General features: G+C 71.7%; 16 protein-coding genes. 4 read left to right on the top strand and 12 right to left on the bottom strand.

Features of this window, described 5'->3' with window-relative positions:
- Window positions 1-67: 67 nt before the first annotated feature.
- Window positions 68-745, top strand: a complete 678-nt coding sequence (locus B1H55_RS07220; RefSeq protein ID WP_077239897.1) for a sugar O-acetyltransferase — start codon at window positions 68-70, stop codon at window positions 743-745.
- Window positions 746-889: 144 nt separating this feature from the next.
- On the opposite strand, the gene B1H55_RS07215 is transcribed toward B1H55_RS07220, so the two are convergent.
- Genes B1H55_RS07215 through B1H55_RS07205 form a run of 3 tightly spaced genes read right to left on the bottom strand, consistent with a single transcriptional unit; the run spans window position 890 to window position 4,129 of the window.
- Window positions 890-1,765, bottom strand: a complete 876-nt coding sequence (locus B1H55_RS07215; RefSeq protein WP_073451166.1) for a carbohydrate ABC transporter permease — start codon at window positions 1,763-1,765, stop codon at window positions 890-892.
- Window positions 1,762-2,790 carry a carbohydrate ABC transporter permease gene (locus B1H55_RS07210; protein ID WP_077239896.1) on the bottom strand — a complete coding sequence of 343 codons (1,029 nt, stop codon included), beginning with the start codon at window positions 2,788-2,790 and terminating at the stop codon, window positions 1,762-1,764. Before B1H55_RS07210 ends, B1H55_RS07215 begins: the two co-directional genes overlap by 4 nt.
- A gap of 58 nt (window positions 2,791-2,848) precedes the next feature.
- Window positions 2,849-4,129: an ABC transporter substrate-binding protein gene (locus tag B1H55_RS07205; RefSeq protein ID WP_073451164.1), complete on the bottom strand. Its 1,281-nt coding sequence runs from the start codon at window positions 4,127-4,129 to the stop codon at window positions 2,849-2,851.
- A 280-nt stretch (window positions 4,130-4,409) separates the two neighbouring features.
- On the opposite strand from B1H55_RS07205, the gene B1H55_RS07200 reads away from it, so the two are divergent.
- Window positions 4,410-5,327, top strand: coding sequence for a cation diffusion facilitator family transporter (locus B1H55_RS07200; RefSeq protein ID WP_073451163.1), 918 nt, complete (start codon window positions 4,410-4,412; stop codon window positions 5,325-5,327).
- A gap of 97 nt (window positions 5,328-5,424) precedes the next feature.
- On the opposite strand, the gene B1H55_RS07195 is transcribed toward B1H55_RS07200, so the two are convergent.
- The 3 genes from B1H55_RS07195 to B1H55_RS07185 form a co-directional block, all read right to left on the bottom strand.
- Window positions 5,425-5,895 (bottom strand): CPBP family intramembrane glutamic endopeptidase, encoded by a 471-nt coding sequence (locus tag B1H55_RS07195; RefSeq protein ID WP_338071676.1) that lies wholly within the window; start codon window positions 5,893-5,895, stop codon window positions 5,425-5,427.
- A gap of 84 nt (window positions 5,896-5,979) precedes the next feature.
- Window positions 5,980-8,895 (bottom strand): UvrD-helicase domain-containing protein, encoded by a 2,916-nt coding sequence (locus B1H55_RS07190; protein WP_231952595.1) that lies wholly within the window; start codon window positions 8,893-8,895, stop codon window positions 5,980-5,982.
- Between the two features lie 199 nt (window positions 8,896-9,094).
- On the bottom strand, window positions 9,095-9,937 hold the full coding sequence (locus B1H55_RS07185) for a hypothetical protein (protein ID WP_077239895.1): 843 nt from the start codon (window positions 9,935-9,937) through the stop codon (window positions 9,095-9,097).
- A gap of 243 nt (window positions 9,938-10,180) precedes the next feature.
- On the opposite strand from B1H55_RS07185, the gene B1H55_RS07180 reads away from it, so the two are divergent.
- The gene (locus B1H55_RS07180; protein WP_073451160.1) at window positions 10,181-11,212 is read left to right on the top strand and encodes a LacI family DNA-binding transcriptional regulator; all 1,032 of its coding nucleotides are present in this window, start codon (window positions 10,181-10,183) and stop codon (window positions 11,210-11,212) included.
- Window positions 11,213-11,298: 86 nt separating this feature from the next.
- Here B1H55_RS07180 and B1H55_RS07175 read toward each other — a convergent pair whose 3' ends face one another.
- From B1H55_RS07175 to B1H55_RS07160, 4 genes are all read right to left on the bottom strand, one after another.
- Entirely contained in the window at window positions 11,299-12,264 is a 966-nt protein-coding gene (locus tag B1H55_RS07175; protein ID WP_073451159.1) for a sugar phosphate isomerase/epimerase family protein, read from the bottom strand.
- 1 nt (window position 12,265) lies between these two features.
- Window positions 12,266-13,324, bottom strand: a complete 1,059-nt coding sequence (locus B1H55_RS07170; RefSeq protein WP_077239893.1) for a Gfo/Idh/MocA family protein — start codon at window positions 13,322-13,324, stop codon at window positions 12,266-12,268.
- Between the two features lie 130 nt (window positions 13,325-13,454).
- Window positions 13,455-14,165 carry a DNA alkylation repair protein gene (locus B1H55_RS07165; protein ID WP_080461657.1) on the bottom strand — a complete coding sequence of 237 codons (711 nt, stop codon included), beginning with the start codon at window positions 14,163-14,165 and terminating at the stop codon, window positions 13,455-13,457.
- A 68-nt stretch (window positions 14,166-14,233) separates the two neighbouring features.
- Window positions 14,234-14,647, bottom strand: a complete 414-nt coding sequence (locus B1H55_RS07160; protein WP_073451156.1) for a hypothetical protein — start codon at window positions 14,645-14,647, stop codon at window positions 14,234-14,236.
- A gap of 136 nt (window positions 14,648-14,783) precedes the next feature.
- On the opposite strand from B1H55_RS07160, the gene B1H55_RS07155 reads away from it, so the two are divergent.
- On the top strand, window positions 14,784-15,488 hold the full coding sequence (locus tag B1H55_RS07155) for a helix-turn-helix domain-containing protein (protein ID WP_073451155.1): 705 nt from the start codon (window positions 14,784-14,786) through the stop codon (window positions 15,486-15,488).
- A 580-nt stretch (window positions 15,489-16,068) separates the two neighbouring features.
- Here B1H55_RS07155 and prmC read toward each other — a convergent pair.
- Both prmC and prfA read right to left on the bottom strand, forming a co-directional pair.
- Window positions 16,069-16,926, bottom strand: a complete 858-nt coding sequence (gene prmC / locus B1H55_RS07150; RefSeq protein ID WP_077240154.1) for a peptide chain release factor N(5)-glutamine methyltransferase — start codon at window positions 16,924-16,926, stop codon at window positions 16,069-16,071.
- A 35-nt stretch (window positions 16,927-16,961) separates the two neighbouring features.
- The gene (gene prfA / locus B1H55_RS07145) at window positions 16,962-18,062 is read right to left on the bottom strand and encodes a peptide chain release factor 1 (RefSeq protein WP_073451153.1); all 1,101 of its coding nucleotides are present in this window, start codon (window positions 18,060-18,062) and stop codon (window positions 16,962-16,964) included.
- Window positions 18,063-18,174: the final 112 nt, after the last annotated feature.

The following is an 18,174-nucleotide window of genomic DNA, read 5'->3' as shown; positions in this document are numbered from 1 at the left end:
CTCCCGCCCCAGGCACGGCGGCCCGGTCCCAGGCGGGATCGGGCCGCCGCTCGCTAGGCTCGGCCCCATGCCGGACACCCAGAGCACCACGCCGAGCGGCGGACCCGACCACGCCGGGACTTCCGCGCGCTTCCCCGAGGCCGCCCCCTTCCTCGTCGGGGACGACCGCTCCAACCGCGAGCGCATGATCGCCGGGGACTGGTACGTGGCCGATGATCCGGAGAACTCCCGCATCTCCGCGGCCGCGCGCCGCGCCCTCCACCTCTACGAGGAGACCTTCAACCTCGGCGAGCCGGGGGCCGAGGAGCACCTGCGCGCCGCGATCCCGGGCCTGGGCCCCGGCTGCAAACTGCTTCCGCCGGTGCGCGTGGACTACGGCGACCGGATCACGGTCGGCGAGGGCACCTTCGCGAACTACGGGCTCGTGGCCCTCGACGTCGCCGAGATCCGCATCGGCGCGCACTGCCAGATCGGGCCGGGCGTCCAGCTGCTCACCCCGGTCCACCCCCTGGAGCCGACGGCCCGCCGGGCGGGCCTGGAGGCTGCCGACCCGATCACCATCGGGGACAACGTGTGGCTGGGCGGCGGCGTCATCGTCTGCCCGGGCGTAACGATCGGCGAGGGCTGCGTGGTGGGGGCGGGCGCCGTCGTCACCAGGGACCTGCCGCCCTACTCGCTGGCGGTGGGCAATCCCGCGCGCGTCATCCGCCGCCTGGACGATTCCACCTTCGCTCCGCGCCGCTGAGGGCCCCCGCGGCGCCGCGAGGCGGCGCTGTCGGCTCCCGCCCGGGCCCACGGCGAGCGGCCGCCCGGGAAGGCCGCCCGGCCCGCCTCCCCCAGCGGGGCGGCGGGCCGGGCGCGGTCCGAGCCGACGGGGCGCTTCAGGCGTTCACTGCTTGAGACCGCCTGCGGCCAGGCCTGCGACGATCCGGCGCTGGAAGAGCAGCACCATGATGATCAGCGGGATCGTCATGATGACGCCGGCGGCCATCTGGGAGCCGAAGGGAGTGTTGAACTGCGAGTCGCCGGTGAACTTGGACAGCAGCACCGTGGCCGGCTGCATGGTCGGCTTGTTGATCATCGTGACGGCCACGAGGAACTCGTTCCAGGCGCCGATGAAGATGATGATCGCGGTGGTGAAGATGCCGGGGGCGGCGATCGGCAGGATGACCCTGCGGAAGGCCTGGCCGGGGGTGCAGCCGTCCACCATGGCGGACTGCTCGAGCTCCTGGGGCATCTGGCGGAAGAAGCTCGTCAGGTTCCACACCGCCAGGGGCAGCGAGAAGGACAGGTCGGGGACGATCATCGCCTGGTAGGTGTTGATCCAGCCCCAGTCGGTGAAGTTCTTCAGCAGCGGCACCATGATCGCCACGAGGGGGAACATGGAGGTCGCCAGCACGATGATGAGGAGGATCCCCTTGCCCCGGAAGTCCAGTCGGGCCAGGGCGTAGGAGGTGAACGTGGCCACGGCCAGCGCGACGATCGTGACGACGACGGACACGATGAGCGAGTTGAGCAGGCCCTGCCCGAAGTAGTTCCCCGAGGAGAAGACCGATTTGTAGTTCTCCAGGGAGGGGTGCGCGGGCCACCAGGAGTTGTCGAAGATCTCGGTGTCCGGGCGCAGGGAGGAGACGAGCATCCAGTAGAAGGGCGCCAGGCAATAGATGACGATGAGGACGATGCCGAATGTCGAGGCGATCTCGCCCCAGGAGTGCTTCCTGCTCGGCCGCTCGATCGCGGGCGTGGTCGATGCGGTGGCGCTCATGAATCGCTCCTCTCTGCGACGGCCGGGGCCGATGTGGTGCGCTTGGGCAGGAAGGCGGAGGCCGGCAGCCTCCCATCGCTCCTCTTCCTCCTGCGCTTCTTCTCGGGTCCCGTGCCCAGGTCGGCGTGGGTGATCTTGGTGAAGGCCAGGGCGAAGGCGAAGACGTAGAGGAAGAGGATGAGCGCATAGACCGCACCCGAGCCGTAGCGCAGGTTGGAGGCCTCGTCCTGGACGAGCATGGAGATGGTCTCCACGCTCGCCTTTCGGGGCCCGATGAGGATGTAGGGCAGGTCGAACATGCGCAGGGCGTCCAGCGCGCGGAAGAGGACGGCCACGGCCAGGGCGGGCTTGACCAGAGGCAGTGTGATGCGGGTGAAGCGCTGCCAGGCGGTGGCACCGTCGATCTTGGCGGCCTCGTAGACCTCGTCGGGGATGACCTGGAGGCCGGCGAGCGTGAGCAGCCCGATGTAGGGGGCGGTCTTCCACACGTCGGTGATGATGATGGCCATCTTCGCCGTCAGGTCGCCGGATGCCCACATGATGTGATGGCCGAGGATGGCGTTGGCGACGCCGTTCTGGTTGAAGATCCAGGCCCACAGGATGGAGGACACTGCGGTCGGGATGGCCCAGGGCACGAGGATCGAGGCGCGCACGATGCCGCGCCCCCTCATGGCCCTGTGCATGATGATCGCCATAGCGATGCCCAGAAGGGTCTCCAGGACGACGGTGACCACTCCGAACAGGGTGGTGTTGTAGACCGCGTTCCAGAACCGGTCCCCGGAGCCGGAGAAGATCCTGGTGTAGTTCTCGAGCCCGACGAAGCGCTCGGCCTCGTCGAAGAAACCCGTCGACTTGTTCAGCTCGGGCGGGGCGAAGAAGGACTGGTACAGGGATTGGATGACGGGGATGACGATGACGACGCCCAGGATGAGGATCGTCGGTGTGATGAGGAGCCAGGCGAGGCGCGATTGCGCCCGGCTCGCCTGGGAGCGGTGCTTGAGCGCCGCCTGCATATCCGTGCTCATAGGCTCTTCTCGTTTCCTTCTGAGGACTTGGTACGACTAGTGGATCGCCGCCGGGCGCTCAGGACAGGCTCTTGAGCGTCGCCTCCAGACCGGAGATCGCGGCCTGCGCGGTGGTCGCGCCCGTGATCGCCGGGTAGAAGGCGTCCTGGATCGCGGCGGTGACATCGCCGTAGTAGACGGCCTTGGGACGGCTCCTGGCGGAGTCGAGGGACTCCCTGAGCGTGGGCAGGAAGGGGAAGGTCTCCAGCTGCGCGGGATCCTCGTAGAGGGAGCCGACGATCGGGGCCAGCGTCTGGGTCTCCAGCGCGTAGCGCTCGGAGTCCAGGGAGGTGAACCACTGGATGAACCTCAGCGCGGTGGCCTTGTTCTTCGAGTAGGCGGAGATCGCGCAGTTGTGACCGCCCAGCGTGGGTACGAACTTCTTGCCATCGATCATCGGCAGGGGCGCGACGGCGAACTTGTCCTCGCCCAGGGACTCCATGTCGTTCTTGTACTGGTAGGCCCATTGCCGGTAGAAGAGGAGGTTTCCGGACTCGAAGGCGTTGCGGCCGTCCTCCTCCTTCCACTCCAGGGACTCCTTGGGGATGTAGCCGCCGGTGAAGGCGTCCATGAGGTTCTGGAGCCCGGTGACGGCCTCGGGGGAGTTGATCGTGACCTCCCCCTGCTCGTCGTAGAAGGAGCCCCCGGCGGTGTTGATGAACTCCGATGAGCAGCAGGTCAGGCCCTCGTACTTGGCGTACTGGCCGCCGAAGCCCCCGATGGAGGAGTGCCCGGGCAGCGCGCGCACGGCGTCGATCGCCTTCTTGATCCCCTCCCAGTCCTTGGGCGGCTCCTTGATCCCCGCCTCGGCGAGGAAATCCTTGCGGTAGTACATCATCGAGGAGTCGGTGGCGAAGGGCATCGCGAAGAGCCTGTCGCGGTAGATGCCGGTGTCCCACACCGATTCGATGACATCCGGGCTGCTGAGCTGCTCCTGGGGCAGCTCGATGATCCAGCGGTGGGCGGCGAACTCGGCGATCCACACGAGGTCCACGGAGATGACGTCGTAGGCGTCGGACTTCGTCTGGGCGTTGTTGATCATGGATTGGCGCTGCTGGTCAGCCTCGGAGGAGAGCTCGATGAGGGTGACCTCCTCGCCCGGATTCTCAGCGTTCCACTGATCGATCCGCTTCTTGACCATCCCACCGGAGTTGTCCTTGCCCTGGACCCAGGTGATCGGCCCGGTTCCGGTGATCTCAGTGCTGGCGCCTGCTCCTCCGCTGCAGGCCGCGACGGCGGCGCCGGCCGCCGCCAGGGCGGAGCCCTGGATGAATCGGCGGCGGGGTAGCGAGCTCGTCATATGAGCCTCCTCCTTGAACCTCATCGATGGCGGGCTGCGGGCGCCCGCGCATCGGCCACAGGCATCGACGACTATGACCTAGGTAACAGTAGATCGGTCGACTAGCGACTTCGGTCACCTTGCGAGCAACCCTTCTGTGATCTTCAACTCAACAGACATCCGATGTTCGCGCTGATGGCGGCCCCTCTCACGTGAGATGGCGGCAGTGCCGGCCCCCGCTCGCGGTAGCCTCGCCGTGATGCGCGCTCGGCGGCGTGCCCATTCGATCCAAGGAGGACCCATGGCCCACGACCATTCTGGCGGCAAGGCGATCATCGCGGCGCTGGCCGCCAACGTCGGCATCGCCGTCACCAAGGCCGTCGCCTGGCTGCTCACCGGCTCATCGTCGATGCTCGCCGAGTCGGTCCACTCCCTGGCGGACTCCGGCAATCAGGCGATCCTCCTGCTCGGCGGCAAGCGGGCCAAGCGGCAGGCGGATGAGCAGCACCAGTTCGGCTACGGGCGCTCCCGCTACCTCGCGGCGTTCATCGTCTCAATCGTCCTGTTCACCCTGGGCGGCCTGTTCGCCCTGTACGAGGCCTGGGAGAAGTTCAGCCATCCGCACGCCATCGACTCCTGGCACTGGGTGCCGGTGGCCGTCCTCGTGGTGTCGATCGGCATGGAGAGCTTCAGCCTGCGCACCGCACTGCACGAGGCTCACGCCGCCCGCGGGAGGCGCAGCCTGCTCGGCTACATCCGCGATTCCCGCTCCCCGGAGATCCCCCTGGTCCTCCTGGAGGACATCGGCGCCCTGGTCGGCCTCGTCTTCGCCCTGGGAGGCGTGTCGATGACGCTGCTGACCGGGGACGGGCGGTGGGACGCCATCGGATCGGCGTCCATCGGCCTGCTGCTCGTCATCATCGCCCTGTTCCTGGCCTTCGAGATGTCCTCCCTGCTCCTGGGGGAGTCGGCGGCCCCCGAGCACCGTGATGCCATCCTCGCGGCGATCCCGGGCGGGGCCCTGGACTCCGTGGTCTACCTGCGCACCATCCACACCGGGCCCGAGACCCTCCTCGTGGCGGCCAAGGTGGCCGTGCCCGCCGGGGCCACGGGCGAGGCGATCGCCGAGTCGATCGACGCCGCCGAGGCGCGGGTGCGCGAGGCGCTACCGGGCCTGAGCGCCACGATCTTCCTCGAGCCCGACATCCGCCGCGCCTGAACCGCGCGCCGCGCCGCTCAGGCGCTCGTCCTCGACCGCGCCGCGCGCCCTCAAGCGCGCGGCGCGGTTCCCTGTCTTCCCAGGAGGTTGAGCACCGTCATTCAGCGCGGAGCAGGCGGCCCCGGCGGTGAGCCATGAACAGCAGCGCGATCCCCGCGAGCAGCCCGACGATGACGGTCACGACCGATCCCTCCATCCCCATCGTCCCGCCGGTCAGGAACTGAGGACCGGACCAGGAGGCCCGGGCGAGGCCCCGGGTGCCGTCGATGCCGGAGATGGTGGAGCCGAACACCCCGCCCTGGACGGCGTTCCAGGCGATATGGATGCCCATCGGCAGCCACAGGCGCCCCGTCAGCAGATAGGCGGCGCCCAGGAGCGCCCCTGCCTCCAGGGCGATGGCGACGACGCCGAGAGTGGTGGCGCCGGCGTTGAGGACATGGCCGGCGCCGAAGAGGGCGGAGATGATCCCCAGTGCCCACAGGGGTCCGACGAAGCCCGTGAGGATCCGCTGAAGCGTGCCGCGCATGAGGATCTCCTCGCCCACTCCCGCCAGGATCCCTGTCCCCAGGGCGCCGAGTGTCCCGGCATCCCAGCGGATGTCGTTCGCTCGGTAGGCGCCGAGGAGGAGCCGCCGGAGGCGGGAGGGATCCGATCAGGCCTTGGCCAGGGGCGCCAGGCGCAGCATGAGGCGCTTGACGGCGCGGGCACCGTCAATGGTGAACTCGACGCGGGCGACCTTCGAGCGGCCCGTGCCCTCCAGGGCGATCACGGTGCCGACGCCGTAGGAGTCGTGGCGCACGCCGTCCCCCACGCGCAGGCCCTGGACGGCCGCGGGGAGCTCCTCCTCCCCGCCGTTGCCCGAGGACCTCTCGCTGCCATCCAGGCGGACCGGGGCGGATCCCTTCTTCGCGGCGGCGCGCTTGGCGGCCCGGTCCTTGGCGGTCTCCACGCGCCCGATCCTGCCGGTGCGCGCGGGGCGGGCGCCGATCGGGGGCGCGAAATCGTCGTCGTCGGAGTGCCAGGAGCCGCGCGAGCCCCCCTGGCCGGTCCCGCCGGCCCTCCTCCCCCAGCCGGTGCCGCCCCCGCTCAGGGCGTCCATGGAGGAGGCCAGGCGCTTCCAGTCCATGGTCTCGGGCGGGATGTCGTCGAGGAAGCGGGAGGCGGGCATGGCGGTGGCCTGCCCCCAGGCGGAGCGCACGGCGGCGCGGGTGACGTAGAGCCGCTCGCGCGCGCGGGTGAGTGCCACGTAGGCCAGGCGCCGCTCCTCGGAGAGCTCGGAGTCCTCGGCCAGGGCCCGGGAGTGCGGGAAGGTGCCGTCCTCCATGCCGGTGATGAAGACGACCGGGAACTCCAGGCCCTTGGCGGTGTGGACGGTCATGAGGGTGATCTGGCCCTGCTCGGCCGCCTCATGGGCCTGCGCCGCGGCCTCCTCACTGGCGGTGCCCTCGGCGGAGGGGAGCTGATCGGAGTCGGCGACGAGGCTCACGCGCTCCAGGAAGTCGGCGAGGCTCCCCTCGGGGTTGGCGGCCTGGAAGTCGGCGGCCACGGAGTGGAGCTCGGCAAGGTTCTCCACGCGGGTGGCATCCTGGGGATCGTCGGAGGCGCGCAGCTCGGCGAGGTAACCGGAGGCGTCGAGGGCGGAGTCGAGGATGTCGGCGACGCCGTCGCCCGAGGCCTGCTGGTGACGCAGGCCCTCGAGGAGCTCATGGAAGCGGGTGACCTGGGCCCGGGCGCGGGTGGCCAGGCCCTCGACCTCCGGGGCTCCCTGCGCCTCGGCCTCGGTCGGGCCCGGGCGGGGCGCCCCGGCGGCATCGGCGATGGCGTCGGAGAAGGACACGCGGTGGCGGGCGCCGTGCTCGGCGAGGGCGGCCTCGGCCTTCTCCCCCAGCCCGCGCTTGGGGACGTTGAGGATGCGGCGCAGGGAGACGTCGTCATCCGGGTTGTCCACGGCGCGCAGGTAGGCGATGGCGTCCTTGATCTCGCGCCGCTCGTAGAAGCGGGTGCCGCCGATGACCTTGTAGGGCTGGCCGGCTCGGATGAAGACCTCCTCCAGGGCGCGGGACTGGGCGTTGGTGCGGTAGAAGACCGCGATGTCCCGGGGCCTCACCCCGTGCTCGTCGGCGAGGCGGTCGATCTCGGAGGAGATCCAGCGGGCCTCGTCGTGCTCGGAGTCGGCCACGTAGCCGGTGATGGGGGCGCCGGGCCCGGAGTCGGTGAAGAGCTTCTTGGGGCGGCGCCCGGTGTTGCGCGAGATGACGGCGTTGGCGGCGTCGAGGATGTTCTGGGTGGAGCGGTAGTTCTGCTCCAGCAGGATGGTGCGGGCGGACGGGTAGTCCTGCTCGAACTCCTCGATGTTGCGGATGGTGGCGCCGCGGAAGGCGTAGATGGACTGGTCGGAGTCCCCCACCACGGTCAGCTCGGCCGGCGGGAGCGCCGAGCCCTCCCCGGAGGTGCCGGGGCCGCCGACGAGCTCGCGCACGAGAACGTACTGGGCGTGATTGGTGTCCTGGTACTCGTCGACGAGGATGTGGCGGAAACGGCGCCGGTACATCTCCGCCACCGCGGGCTTGGCCTGGAGCAACTGGACCGTGCGCATGATGAGGTCGTCGAAGTCAAGGGCGTTGGCGGAGGCCAGGCGCGAGGCGTAGGCGGTGTAGACCTCGGCGAGGTAGCGCTCGAAGGGATTGGCGGTCACCGCCTTCTCCGCGTACTCGGCGGGGGTGACGAGCTCGTTCTTGAGGTCGGAGATGCGGTGGGCGAAGGCCTTGGGAGTGAAGCGCTTGGGGTCGATGCCCAGCTCGCGCACGATGAGGGTGACCAGCCGCGTGGAGTCGGCGGCGTCGTAGATGGAGAAGGTGGAGCGCAGGCCGGCGGCCTCGTGCTCGCGGCGCAGGATGCGCACGCAGGCGGAGTGGAAGGTGGAGACCCACATGCGCCCCCCGGCGGGCCCGACGAGCGCGGTGACCCGCTCGCGCATCTCCGCGGCGGCCTTATTGGTGAAGGTGATCGCGAGGATCTCGCCGGGGCGGGCACGGCCGGTGGCCAGCAGGTGGGCGATGCGGTGGGTCAGGACGCGGGTCTTGCCGCTCCCGGCGCCGGCGATGATGAGCAGGGGGGCGCCGGCATGGGTGACGGCGGCCGCCTGGGCGGGGTTGAGACCCGCGACGAGCCCGTCCGGGCTCCCGACGGCCAGGGGGGAGTCCCAGGCCCGGGTGCCCCGGCCGTGGGGGGCGGCGGTGGGGGCTCCCTCGGCGGCTGCGCGGGCACGGGCGGCGCCCGCCTGGGCGCGGGCGACGAGATCGGCGACCTCGGCCTGGCGCTCCTCCCAGGTGGGGGCGACGGCGTCGGCGTCCTCCGGCGGGATGGTCTCCTCGGGGTCCGGCGCGGCGTCGTCGGGGGGCTCGACGCCGGCCCAGGAGTCATCGTCCTCCCAGCCGTCCCAGCCCGAGGCGCTGGGGGCGAGGGAGGGCAGGGCGGCCTCGGCCGGGGGGCGGGGGCCATGCCCGGGGCCCGCCGTGGCGCCGGGCATGGCAAGGCCGGAGAAGAGGGTGTTCGTCGCGTTGCTCATCGTGGGCACAAGCCTAGGCCAGGGCACTGGCATGAATCGGGCACGCCCGCCGCGGTCGGCCTCGCAGGGCCATGGTGGTGCTCGGCGCTCCGCCGTCGACGGCGGCGAGGCAGCCGGGGGCGGGGCCATGATGGCCCCGCCCCCGCCAGTAGCGGCTGATCAGGGATGAGCGGCGATGGTTACAACCGGGTCGCCGCGCTCAGGCGCGGCGGGAGGCGGCCCGCAGGACGATGCCGGCCGTCACGAGGCCGACGGCGAGGACGCCGAGGACCGTGGAGGCGCCCGTGCGGGCCAGGGAGGCGGACTGGGAGGCGGCGGAGTCGGCCGGGGCACCGGCGCCGGCGGTGATGCTCGGAGCGGTGTCGGCGGTGGCGCTCGGGGTGGCGGCGGCCGAGGCCGCCGGGGCCGAGGACACGGCTGCGGTGGACGGTGCCGCCTGGGTGGCGGTGGCCGCAGGGGTCGCGCTGGGGGCGGAGGAGGCGCTCGGCGTCGCCGAGGTGGAGGGCGCCGCGGACGGGGCGCCGCCGGGGACGGCGTCCTTGGAGGAGGAGCCGGGGTTGGCGGCGTCGGCGCCCGTCTTCGGGGCGGTGACGATGATCCTCGCGCCGGCCTTCGGATTGTCCTTCAAGGAGATCGTGTAGTCGCCGGGCTTCACCTCCTTGCCGACCGTCCAGTCAACAGTGCCGGCGCCCTTGGAGTCGGGGGTCACTGTGCCGAGGGCAATGCCGCCGGGGTTCGCGATGACCTCGGACGCGGCGGCGGGGGGCAGGCCCGCCACCGTGATGGTGATCGCCTTGCCGACCTCGACGGAGGGGGCGGAGGCGGTGATGGTCGGGGTCGCATTCTTCGGGTCGTCGGCGCCCTGCTTGCCGGGATCGTCAGCGATGCTCGGGTCGTTGATCGTGGAGGACGCGCCATTCGAGGTGTTGGTGGCATCACTGGCGCCGCCGGCGCCTTCAGCAGCGGCGTTCGGGGCGGCCATGAGGCCGAGGGAGAGGACGGCGGCGGCGCCACCGGCGGCAAGACGGGGAAGCTTGCTCATTCTGGGATCCTTCGATTCAGGGAATAAGGGTGGCGGCATCCTACGGTCGTCCGGGCCCCCGCCGAGCCTCTCGCGGGCCTGCGGGCATCATTGATGCCATTCCGTCACCCGGGAGGGCGCGCGGGCGTCGGCGACCAGCCGGAGTCGCCGTCAGAATCCCCCACAGGCCCACCGGCGCCCGAAGCGCCCCGGTTGCGCCGCGCTGCCGGGACGCAGGGGGTGCTTCGCGGTAGGTTTCGGGCCATGAGGTCACAGGGCGCCAGAGCGCGGGGGCGCGCGGGTCTGAAGGACGTCGCGCGGGCGGCGGGTGTGTCCGTGGCGACCGTCAGCTACGTCCTGTCGGGCAAGCGCGCCGTCGCCGAGCCCACGCGGCAGCGGGTGCTGGCCGCCGTCGAGGAGCTCGGCTACCGGCGCAATCTCTCGGCGGCGGCCCTGCGCGACGGCCATTCCTCCGCTCTCGCCCTCATCACGCCGGATGTCACCAACCCCTTCTACACCGAGATCCTCGTGGGGGCCGAGGAGATGGCCGCCCGGATCGGCTTCAGCCTCTGGCTGCGCAACGCCCAGCTCGACGCCGACCGGGAGCGCCGCTACCTGGCCGACGCGCTGGCCTCGGACTGCGCGGCGGTTCTGCTGGCGCCCTTCACCCCCGACGCCCTGGCCGCGCTCGATGAGGACGGTGGCCCCCATCCCCCGCTCGTCCTCATCGATGAGCCCGTGGCGGGGCGGTCGGTGATGAGCGTGAGCGTCGACAACAGGGCCGGCGGGCGGCTGGTGGCCGAGCACTTCGCCGCGATCGGGCGCAAGCGGGCGGCCGTGCTGGGCGCCCCCGAGGGCATGCCCACCTCGGTATCCCGGATCGAGTCCTTCGTCCAGCGCGCCGCCGAGCTGGGGCTGAGCGTGCCCGCGATCGGGACGGCGCACCGGCGCACCGGCGACGCCGTCGATCAGGCCCTGGGGATGCTCGACGCCGATCCGGCCATCGACTGCTTCTTCGCCGGCGACGACCTCCTCGCCGTCCACCTCCTGCGCGCGCTGGCGCGCCGGGGCCTGCGCGTGCCGGAGGACGTGGCGGTCTGCGGATTCGACGACATCCCCTGGGCGTCCCTGGTGACCCCGGCGCTGACCTCGGTCGCCCAGCCGGCCCGTGAGCTGGGCCGGCGGGCCGTCGCGGCGGTCCCCGGGCTCCTCGAGGGCGAGGAGCCCGGGGACGTCGTGCTGCCGGTGGAGCTCATCGCGCGCTCCTCGACGATGGGCGGACGGCCGAGCTCATAGGACCTGGGCGCCGGGTCCGGTCCCGGTTCGCGCCCCGTCCCGCGCCCAGCGGCCCGGCTGTGCTCCCGGGCCGCTGGGGCGGGCCCTCAGATGTCCTGGGGCTTCCAGCTCGCCGGGGCCACCGGCATGACCTCGCGGAGCAGGGCGACCGTGGCGGCCACGCCCTCGACGGCGTCGAGCAGGACGTCCTCGTGCTCGATGGACAGCACGCCGTCGTAGCCGGCGGCGCGCAGATCGGAAAGGAGGCGGCCCCAGAACTGGCGGCCGCCGGGACGGCCCAGGCCGAGGGTGACGTAGTTCCAGGCGCGATCGGCGGCGCGCTCGACGCCCTGGGTGTCCAGCAGGCCGTTGACCGCCGTGATCCGCTCGTTGATGCGGGCGTCCTTGGCGTGGACATGGTGGATGGCGCCGGCCAGGGCGCCCGTCATGGCGCAGGGATCGGCCCCCATCCACATGGGGTGGGAGGGGTCGAGGTTCGCCCCCACGGCCTCGCCCGCCGCCTCGCGCAGTCGCAGGAGGGTCGCGGTGTTGTAGACCAGCTGGGAGCCGTGCATCTCGACGGCGAATCGGACCCCGCGCGCCTCCCCGTAGGCGGCCAGGTCCCGCCAGTAGGGGATGGCGACCTCGTTCCACTGGTAGTCCAGGATGGCCTGGGTCTCCGGCGGCCAGGAGGTGGTGACCCAGTTGGGGGTGACGTCCCCGGCGGCCCCGCCGGGCAGGCCCGACATGAGCACGACGGTGGGCACGCCCAGCAGCTGCGCGGCGTCGACGGTGCGGTGGACGAGCTCGTCGATCTGGCGGCCGATGACGGGGTGGAGCTGGTTGCCGTTGATGTTGAGGGCGCTGATGCGCAGTCCGCGATCGGCGATGGCTCCGGTGAAGCGGTCGCGCGCGGCGGCGTCTGACAGGATCGCGGCCAGGTCGATGTGCGGGGCGGAGGACCATCCGCCGGTGGGGAACTCGACGCTGGTGATGCCCAATCCGGCGACGGTGTCCAGCATCTCCTCGAAGGGGAGGTGAGCCAGAGAGTCGGTGACGATTCCCAGTTCCATGTCAGGCCCTCCCATTGAGCGCGTCGTCGATGGAGGGAACGGTGATGCGGGCGCCGTCCTGCTCCATGGAGCGCACGATGGCCTCGGCCACCACGGTGGTGCGCAGGGCGTCGCGCGCGGTGGCGCCGCCGTCGGGCAGACGGCCCTCCAGGCTGGCGCCCACCCATGCGGCGAGCTCGGCGCGGTAGGCGGCGGCGAAGCGGGGCCGCCAGTCCGCCGGGTAGGCGGAGCTGCGGGCCAGGCCGGAGGAGACGATGACCTCGTCGGCCTCCACGAGGGCGGGCACGGGAGGGAGCTCGACGGAGGCCCGCTCGCACACGAGCTCGCAGCGCACGTCGTAGCCGTACTGGGCGTGGACCTGGAGCTCCACGGTGTGCAGGACACCCGCGGCGTCGCGCAGGAGGAGGAGCTGGGGGTCGTGGCGCTCGGAGATGAGCGAGGAGGCCCGGCCGGCCGCCCACTGGACCTCGACGACCTCGTGCCCGGAGAGCCAGGGGAGGATATCGATCTCGTGGACGGCCGAGTTGGTGACGGTGGCCGAGGAGTCCTGGCCGGGGTAGGCCTCGACGTTGCGGTGCACGGAGTGGGTCATGAGCAGGGCGCCGTCGGCCCCGGAGGCCAGGCGGTCGCGCAGAGCGAGGTAGCCGGGGTCGAATCGGCGCATGAAGCCGACCGTCATGAGCGGGCGCGCCAGGGCGTCGTGGGCGCGCACGACCTCGGCGGCCTCGGCGGCGGTGGGCGCCAGCGGCTTCTCGCACAGGACGGGCAGGCCCGCCTCGAGGCAGGCCAGGGCGAGAGGGGCGTGGAAGGGGTCGGGGGCGGCGATGATGACGGCGTCGACGGCGCCGGAGGCGATCATCTCGCGCCCGTCGGTGAAGACGCGGGGGCCGCCGTCGGGCTGGGCCCCGCCGAGGCTGTCCGCCAGGGCGCGGGCGCGGGACTCGTCCGCGTCGGCGATGGCGGCCAGGCGCGCGCCGCGCACGCCCCTGGCCAGGTTGTGGGCGTGGTCGGAGCCCATGACCCCGGTGCCGATGATGCCGATCGAGAGCCGGTCGCTCATGATTCCTCCTTGAATTCCGGATGAGCGGTGCAGGTGCCTGCACACAAGAGCGTAAACGTTTACGTGCTTGATGATCAAGACCCCGTTCTCACCCCGCCGCGCACGGCGGGCGCACGACGGCGGGCCCGGGTCACAGGCGCTTGAGGGCCTCGCGGCGGCTGAGCGGGGACAGGCCGGGGTGAGCGTCGACGAAGGCGCGCACCCAGTCGCCGTCGGTGCGGGCGTAGTCGCGCAGGGCCCAGCCGATGGCCTTGCGGATGAAGAACTCGCCGTCGTCGATATTCGACTCGATGACGCTGGTCAGGAGGCGGAGGTCGGTGCCCGCCTTGTGCTGGAGCTGGCAGATGATCGCGCTGCGGCGCACCCACATGTCCGCGTCCACCGCCCAGGCGCGCATGCGAGTGGCCGCCCCGGGGTGGGCGCGCACCACGAGGCCCACGGCGTGGGAGGTCTCATCGACCAGGTCCCACCACTGCCCGGTGCGCAGGAGATGCTCGTACAGCACGAGGGACTCCATGCGGGCGGCGTGCGCGGCGGAGTGCTTGGAGCGGATGATCGCCAGGGCGGCGTAGCGCTCCTCGCGGCGGGTGGCGCCGTCCCACAGGCGGCGCAGCGCGGCCTCCCAGATGGCGGCGTCGCGCCAGAGATCCGCATGAGCGGCAGCGATCCCCTGAGCGATGCGGCGGGTGTCGGGCACGCCGACGCCGTGCATCTCCATCTCGGACTTGAGGTATGCGCGCTGCTGCTCGGCGCGGGCCGGGTCCCCCGCGGCGGCCAGGGCCTCGCGGAGGTCGCGAACGAGGGCCCGCATCGCTTCCTCGGCCTCATCTGTGGGAGCCATGGCGCAAGTGTCTCAGATCCGACGGAACCTGGCAGCGCTCCATCCCGCCCGCCGCGTCGGGCCAGGGGCTACGGTCGCTTGCGCCCGGGGCGCGGGGGAAGGGCAGCGGCGACGGCGGCGAGGAGGTCGCGCGTGTTGTCGGGGCGCTCGCGCAGGAGCCCCGGATCCAGCAGCCAATGGTCCTTGGCCCCTGGATACGGCGGTGCCAGGCGAGCGATTCCGTCGAAGCGGCCGTCAGCGCCCGACCGTTTGATGTAGATGCCGCCGTCCCCGACGATCCCCAGGGGCTTGTCATTGATGTAGACCATCCATGCGCCGAACATGGCGCGGGCCCGGGCATCCAAGGGCTCGAGGGCCTCGAGGAGCTCCTCGACCAGGGCTTCATCGGCCGCTTTAGCCGCGGCCTTGGCCGCGGCGTCGGGCAGGACGCGGCCATCGGCACGCGCAGCCCCGCCTGCGCCTCGTTCCTGCCTGGCTGCCATGCCGGTTCCTCCTCTGAGCGGCTGCCATTCAACGAAACCACGGTAAACGCATGGAGCCACGGCGGTCTTGGATGAAACGGACAGGTCCGCGCCCGGCGCCCCGCATACGCGGACCGGCCCGTGCCACGATGGTGGCGTGCTCACCGAGACTCCCCTGGGACCCGGGGCAGTCGTGTGGCGTTCCCGGAACGGAGCCCCCGCGAAGATCCCCGCCGATGGCTGTGTCGACCTCATCGCCGACAGCGGGGACGTATGGATATGCGGTCCGCAGACCCGCTGGTTGCGGTCCTCGGCGACCGGCGATCAGGGGATGCTCGGCCTGAGGCTGTCCGCTGGCACGGCCCTGCGGCTCCTGCCGGACTGCCTACCCGAGTTGCGCGACCAGTCCATCAGCCTGGACTCGGTCGTCAGTGGGCCTCCGAACCTGCGCGATCTCATGCTGAGGGCGTGGGAGTCGGCGGCACCTCACGCGGAGCTCGCTCCCCTACGACCGGCATTGGACGCCCCTGAGCCGTGGCCCCTCCTGGTATCGAGGTCAGCGGACGCGGGGCTGCGGGCCTCGGAGGCGGCGCATCACCTGGGCTGCTCCGACAGGACGCTGCGCCGTCGGATGCTGAGCGCCTTCGGCTACGGCTATGCGACGCTGCTGCGTATCCGGCGAGCCGAGCGCGCCCGGGCGCTCATCTCCGCCGGCACAGACCTGGCACGGGCGGCGGCCGAGGCGGGCTATGCCGATCAGGCCCATATGTGCCGGGACTTCGCGCCCCTGGTGGGCGCGAGCCCGGCGCGGATCGCGGCTCGGCACGCTCGGAACTCGACGCGCTCGTCAAGTTCTGCATGATTCCAACGTTTTTCTGAATCGACGAGGAGCCGGCAACTCCTCGAATGTGCATCAGCGGCGCTTGTGCACACGGGAGGTTCTCACCGCGTCGGCCGCGAGAGGCAGAAGCCTTGGAATCATGCGGTTGCACATCTTCCCGCGGGGTGCTGAGCGTGCCGATCCGCTGGGCCCGCGCTCGGCGGCTCTCCCGTAGCCAGCGGCGGCGAGCCTGGCGCGCTCGCGCCATCCATGGTCCCGCCCCACCTACCGGCATCCGTCACCGGCCTGGCGCGGGCGAGCGCATCCCACTGTGGGATTCGACCGGATGAACTCATGTCATGACCGCTCGTGTCGAGTACTGACTCCATGCGGGAGATCGTGCTGGCGCAGCTCGATAAGACGCGTCCGGTCCTGGTTCCCACCCGTGATCGCGCGGGGCGCTATGACGAAGGTGACCGTCGCCCCCATCACCAGCATCCCGAAGGGCCTCAGCAGTGAGCTGCCCCTCGGAAGCCGCGCCCAGTCAGAGGGACGGTCGGCCGGATCGCATCTCGAGGGCGGGGCGCCGGGTGGAGCGGCTTCCCCGGATCACGGCCGGTGGTCAGCGCCGGGCGCGCAGGTAGCGGTCACGGCCGGTCAGGTCCTGACCGGTGACCGCCTCGCGGAATCCTGCAGCACCGGCCGCCTCTCGCAGCGTTGGCCCCTGGGAGGCGTCATGCTCCATGACGAGCACGCCGCCCGGGCGCAGGAGCGCGGCGGCACGGGCGACAACGGCGCGCGGCACCACCAGGCCGTCCGCTCCCCCGCCGAAGAGGGCCAGGTCCGGGTCGTGCAACTCTGTCTCGGCGTCCTCCAGCGCGCCGGCGGGCACGTACGGCGGGTTGGAGATGACGACGTCGACCGTCCCGTCGAGCTCGGCCAGGGCGGCGGCATCGGTGGCGTCAGCGCGCAGGACGGCCACTCGCCCCGGGACCAGGCGCTCGCAGTTCTCGCGCGCGAGGCTCAACGCAGCCTCATCGATCTCAATGGCGATGAGCCGCGCCGTCGGCACCTCAGCAGCGACGGCGGCGGCGATGGCGCCGCTACCGGTGCACAGGTCCATCACCAGGGGCGCGGCGACGCCGTCGGCCGCCATCCGGCGGACGGCCTCGATCGCGGCACCGGCGACGACCTCGGTCTCGGGACGAACGATGAACACGCCCGGTCGGCACGCCAGTTCCAGCCCCCGGAACCACATGGCCCCCGTCAGGTGCTGGAGCGGCGCACGCGCCGCCCGCCGCTCGATCAGGCCCAGGAAGGACTCCGCCTGTTCTGCGCTCGCGCCGTCGCACATCACGAGAGGCCCTCCCATCACGTGCTCGGCCAGGACCCGGGCGTCATGCTCCGGCGAACTCACACCCCGCTCCCCCAAAGCCCGCCCGGCTTCGCTCACCAGGCGGCGCAGCTGGAATCGGTCCAGCGGCTCCTGCGGGGATTCGCCCTCAGCGCTCACCGTCACGCCTGATCCCCGACGGCCGCCAGGCGCTCGGCCTCGTCGAGGGCGATGGCCGAATCGATGACGGGTCCCAGGTCGCCGTCGAGGACGGCGTCCAGGTTGTAGGCCTTGTAGCCGGTGCGGTGGTCGGCGATACGGTTCTCGGGGAAGTTGTAGGTGCGGATGCGCTCGGAGCGGTCCACGGTGCGCACCTGGGAGCGGCGGGCCTCAGCGGCCTCGGCCGCAGCGGCGGCGGCGCGCTCGGCGAGCAGTCGCGAGCGCAGGACCCGCAGCGCCGCCTCCTTGTTCTGCAACTGGGACTTCTCGTTCTGCATGGACACGACGATGCCGGTGGGCAGGTGGGTCAGGCGCACGGCGGAGTCGGTGGTGTTGACGGACTGACCGCCGGGACCGGAGGAGCGGAAGACGTCGATGCGCAGGTCGGCGGGGTCGATCTCGAGCTCACCGGGGTCATCGGACTCGGGCATGACGAGGACCCCGGCGGCGGAGGTGTGAATGCGGCCCTGGCTCTCGGTGACGGGGACGCGCTGGACGCGGTGCACGCCGCCCTCGTACTTCAGGCGGGCCCATACCCCGTCGGCGGGCTCGACGGCGCCGCGCGCCCGGACGGCCAGGCGCACATCCTTGTAACCGCCCAGGTCCGAGTCGGTGGCGTCCATGATGGTGACGCTCCAGCCCATGCGCTCGGCATAGCGGGTGTACATGCGGGCCAGGTCGGCGGCGAAGAGAGCGGATTCCTCGCCGCCCTCACCGGCCTTGACCTCGATGATGACGTCGCGGGCATCGTCGGGGTCTCGGGGGACGAGGACCTGGCGCAGGCGGTCGGCGGCCTCAGCCTCGGCAGCCTCGAGCGCGGGGAGCTCACCGGCGATCTCGACGGCGAAGTCGGGGTCTGCGGCGGCGAGCTCGACGGCGTCGTCCAGGTCGGCCCGCGCGCTCGCCCAGGCGCGGTGCACTGCGACGACCTGCCCGAGCTCGGCGTAGCGCCGCCCGAGGCGCCGCATGACGGTGGGATCGGCTGCGGCCGGCCCGGCCATCTCCGCCTCCAGCTGGGCGTGCTCGGCGAGCAGCGGCTCGACGGCGCTGAAGTCCTCGCTCATAGTGGTCCTCTCGTGGGGCTCGCGCCGACGGGCCGGTCCGGTGGCGGCTGCTGGAATGCGACGGCGCCGGCGCCGGGCTCTCGGAGAGCCGGGCGCCGGCGCCGGTCAGGAT

Source organism: Actinomyces denticolens (assembly GCF_002072185.1).
Classification (GTDB): Bacteria; Actinomycetota; Actinomycetes; order Actinomycetales; family Actinomycetaceae; genus Actinomyces; species Actinomyces denticolens.
This window is presented reverse-complemented; position numbering and strand designations above follow the sequence as displayed.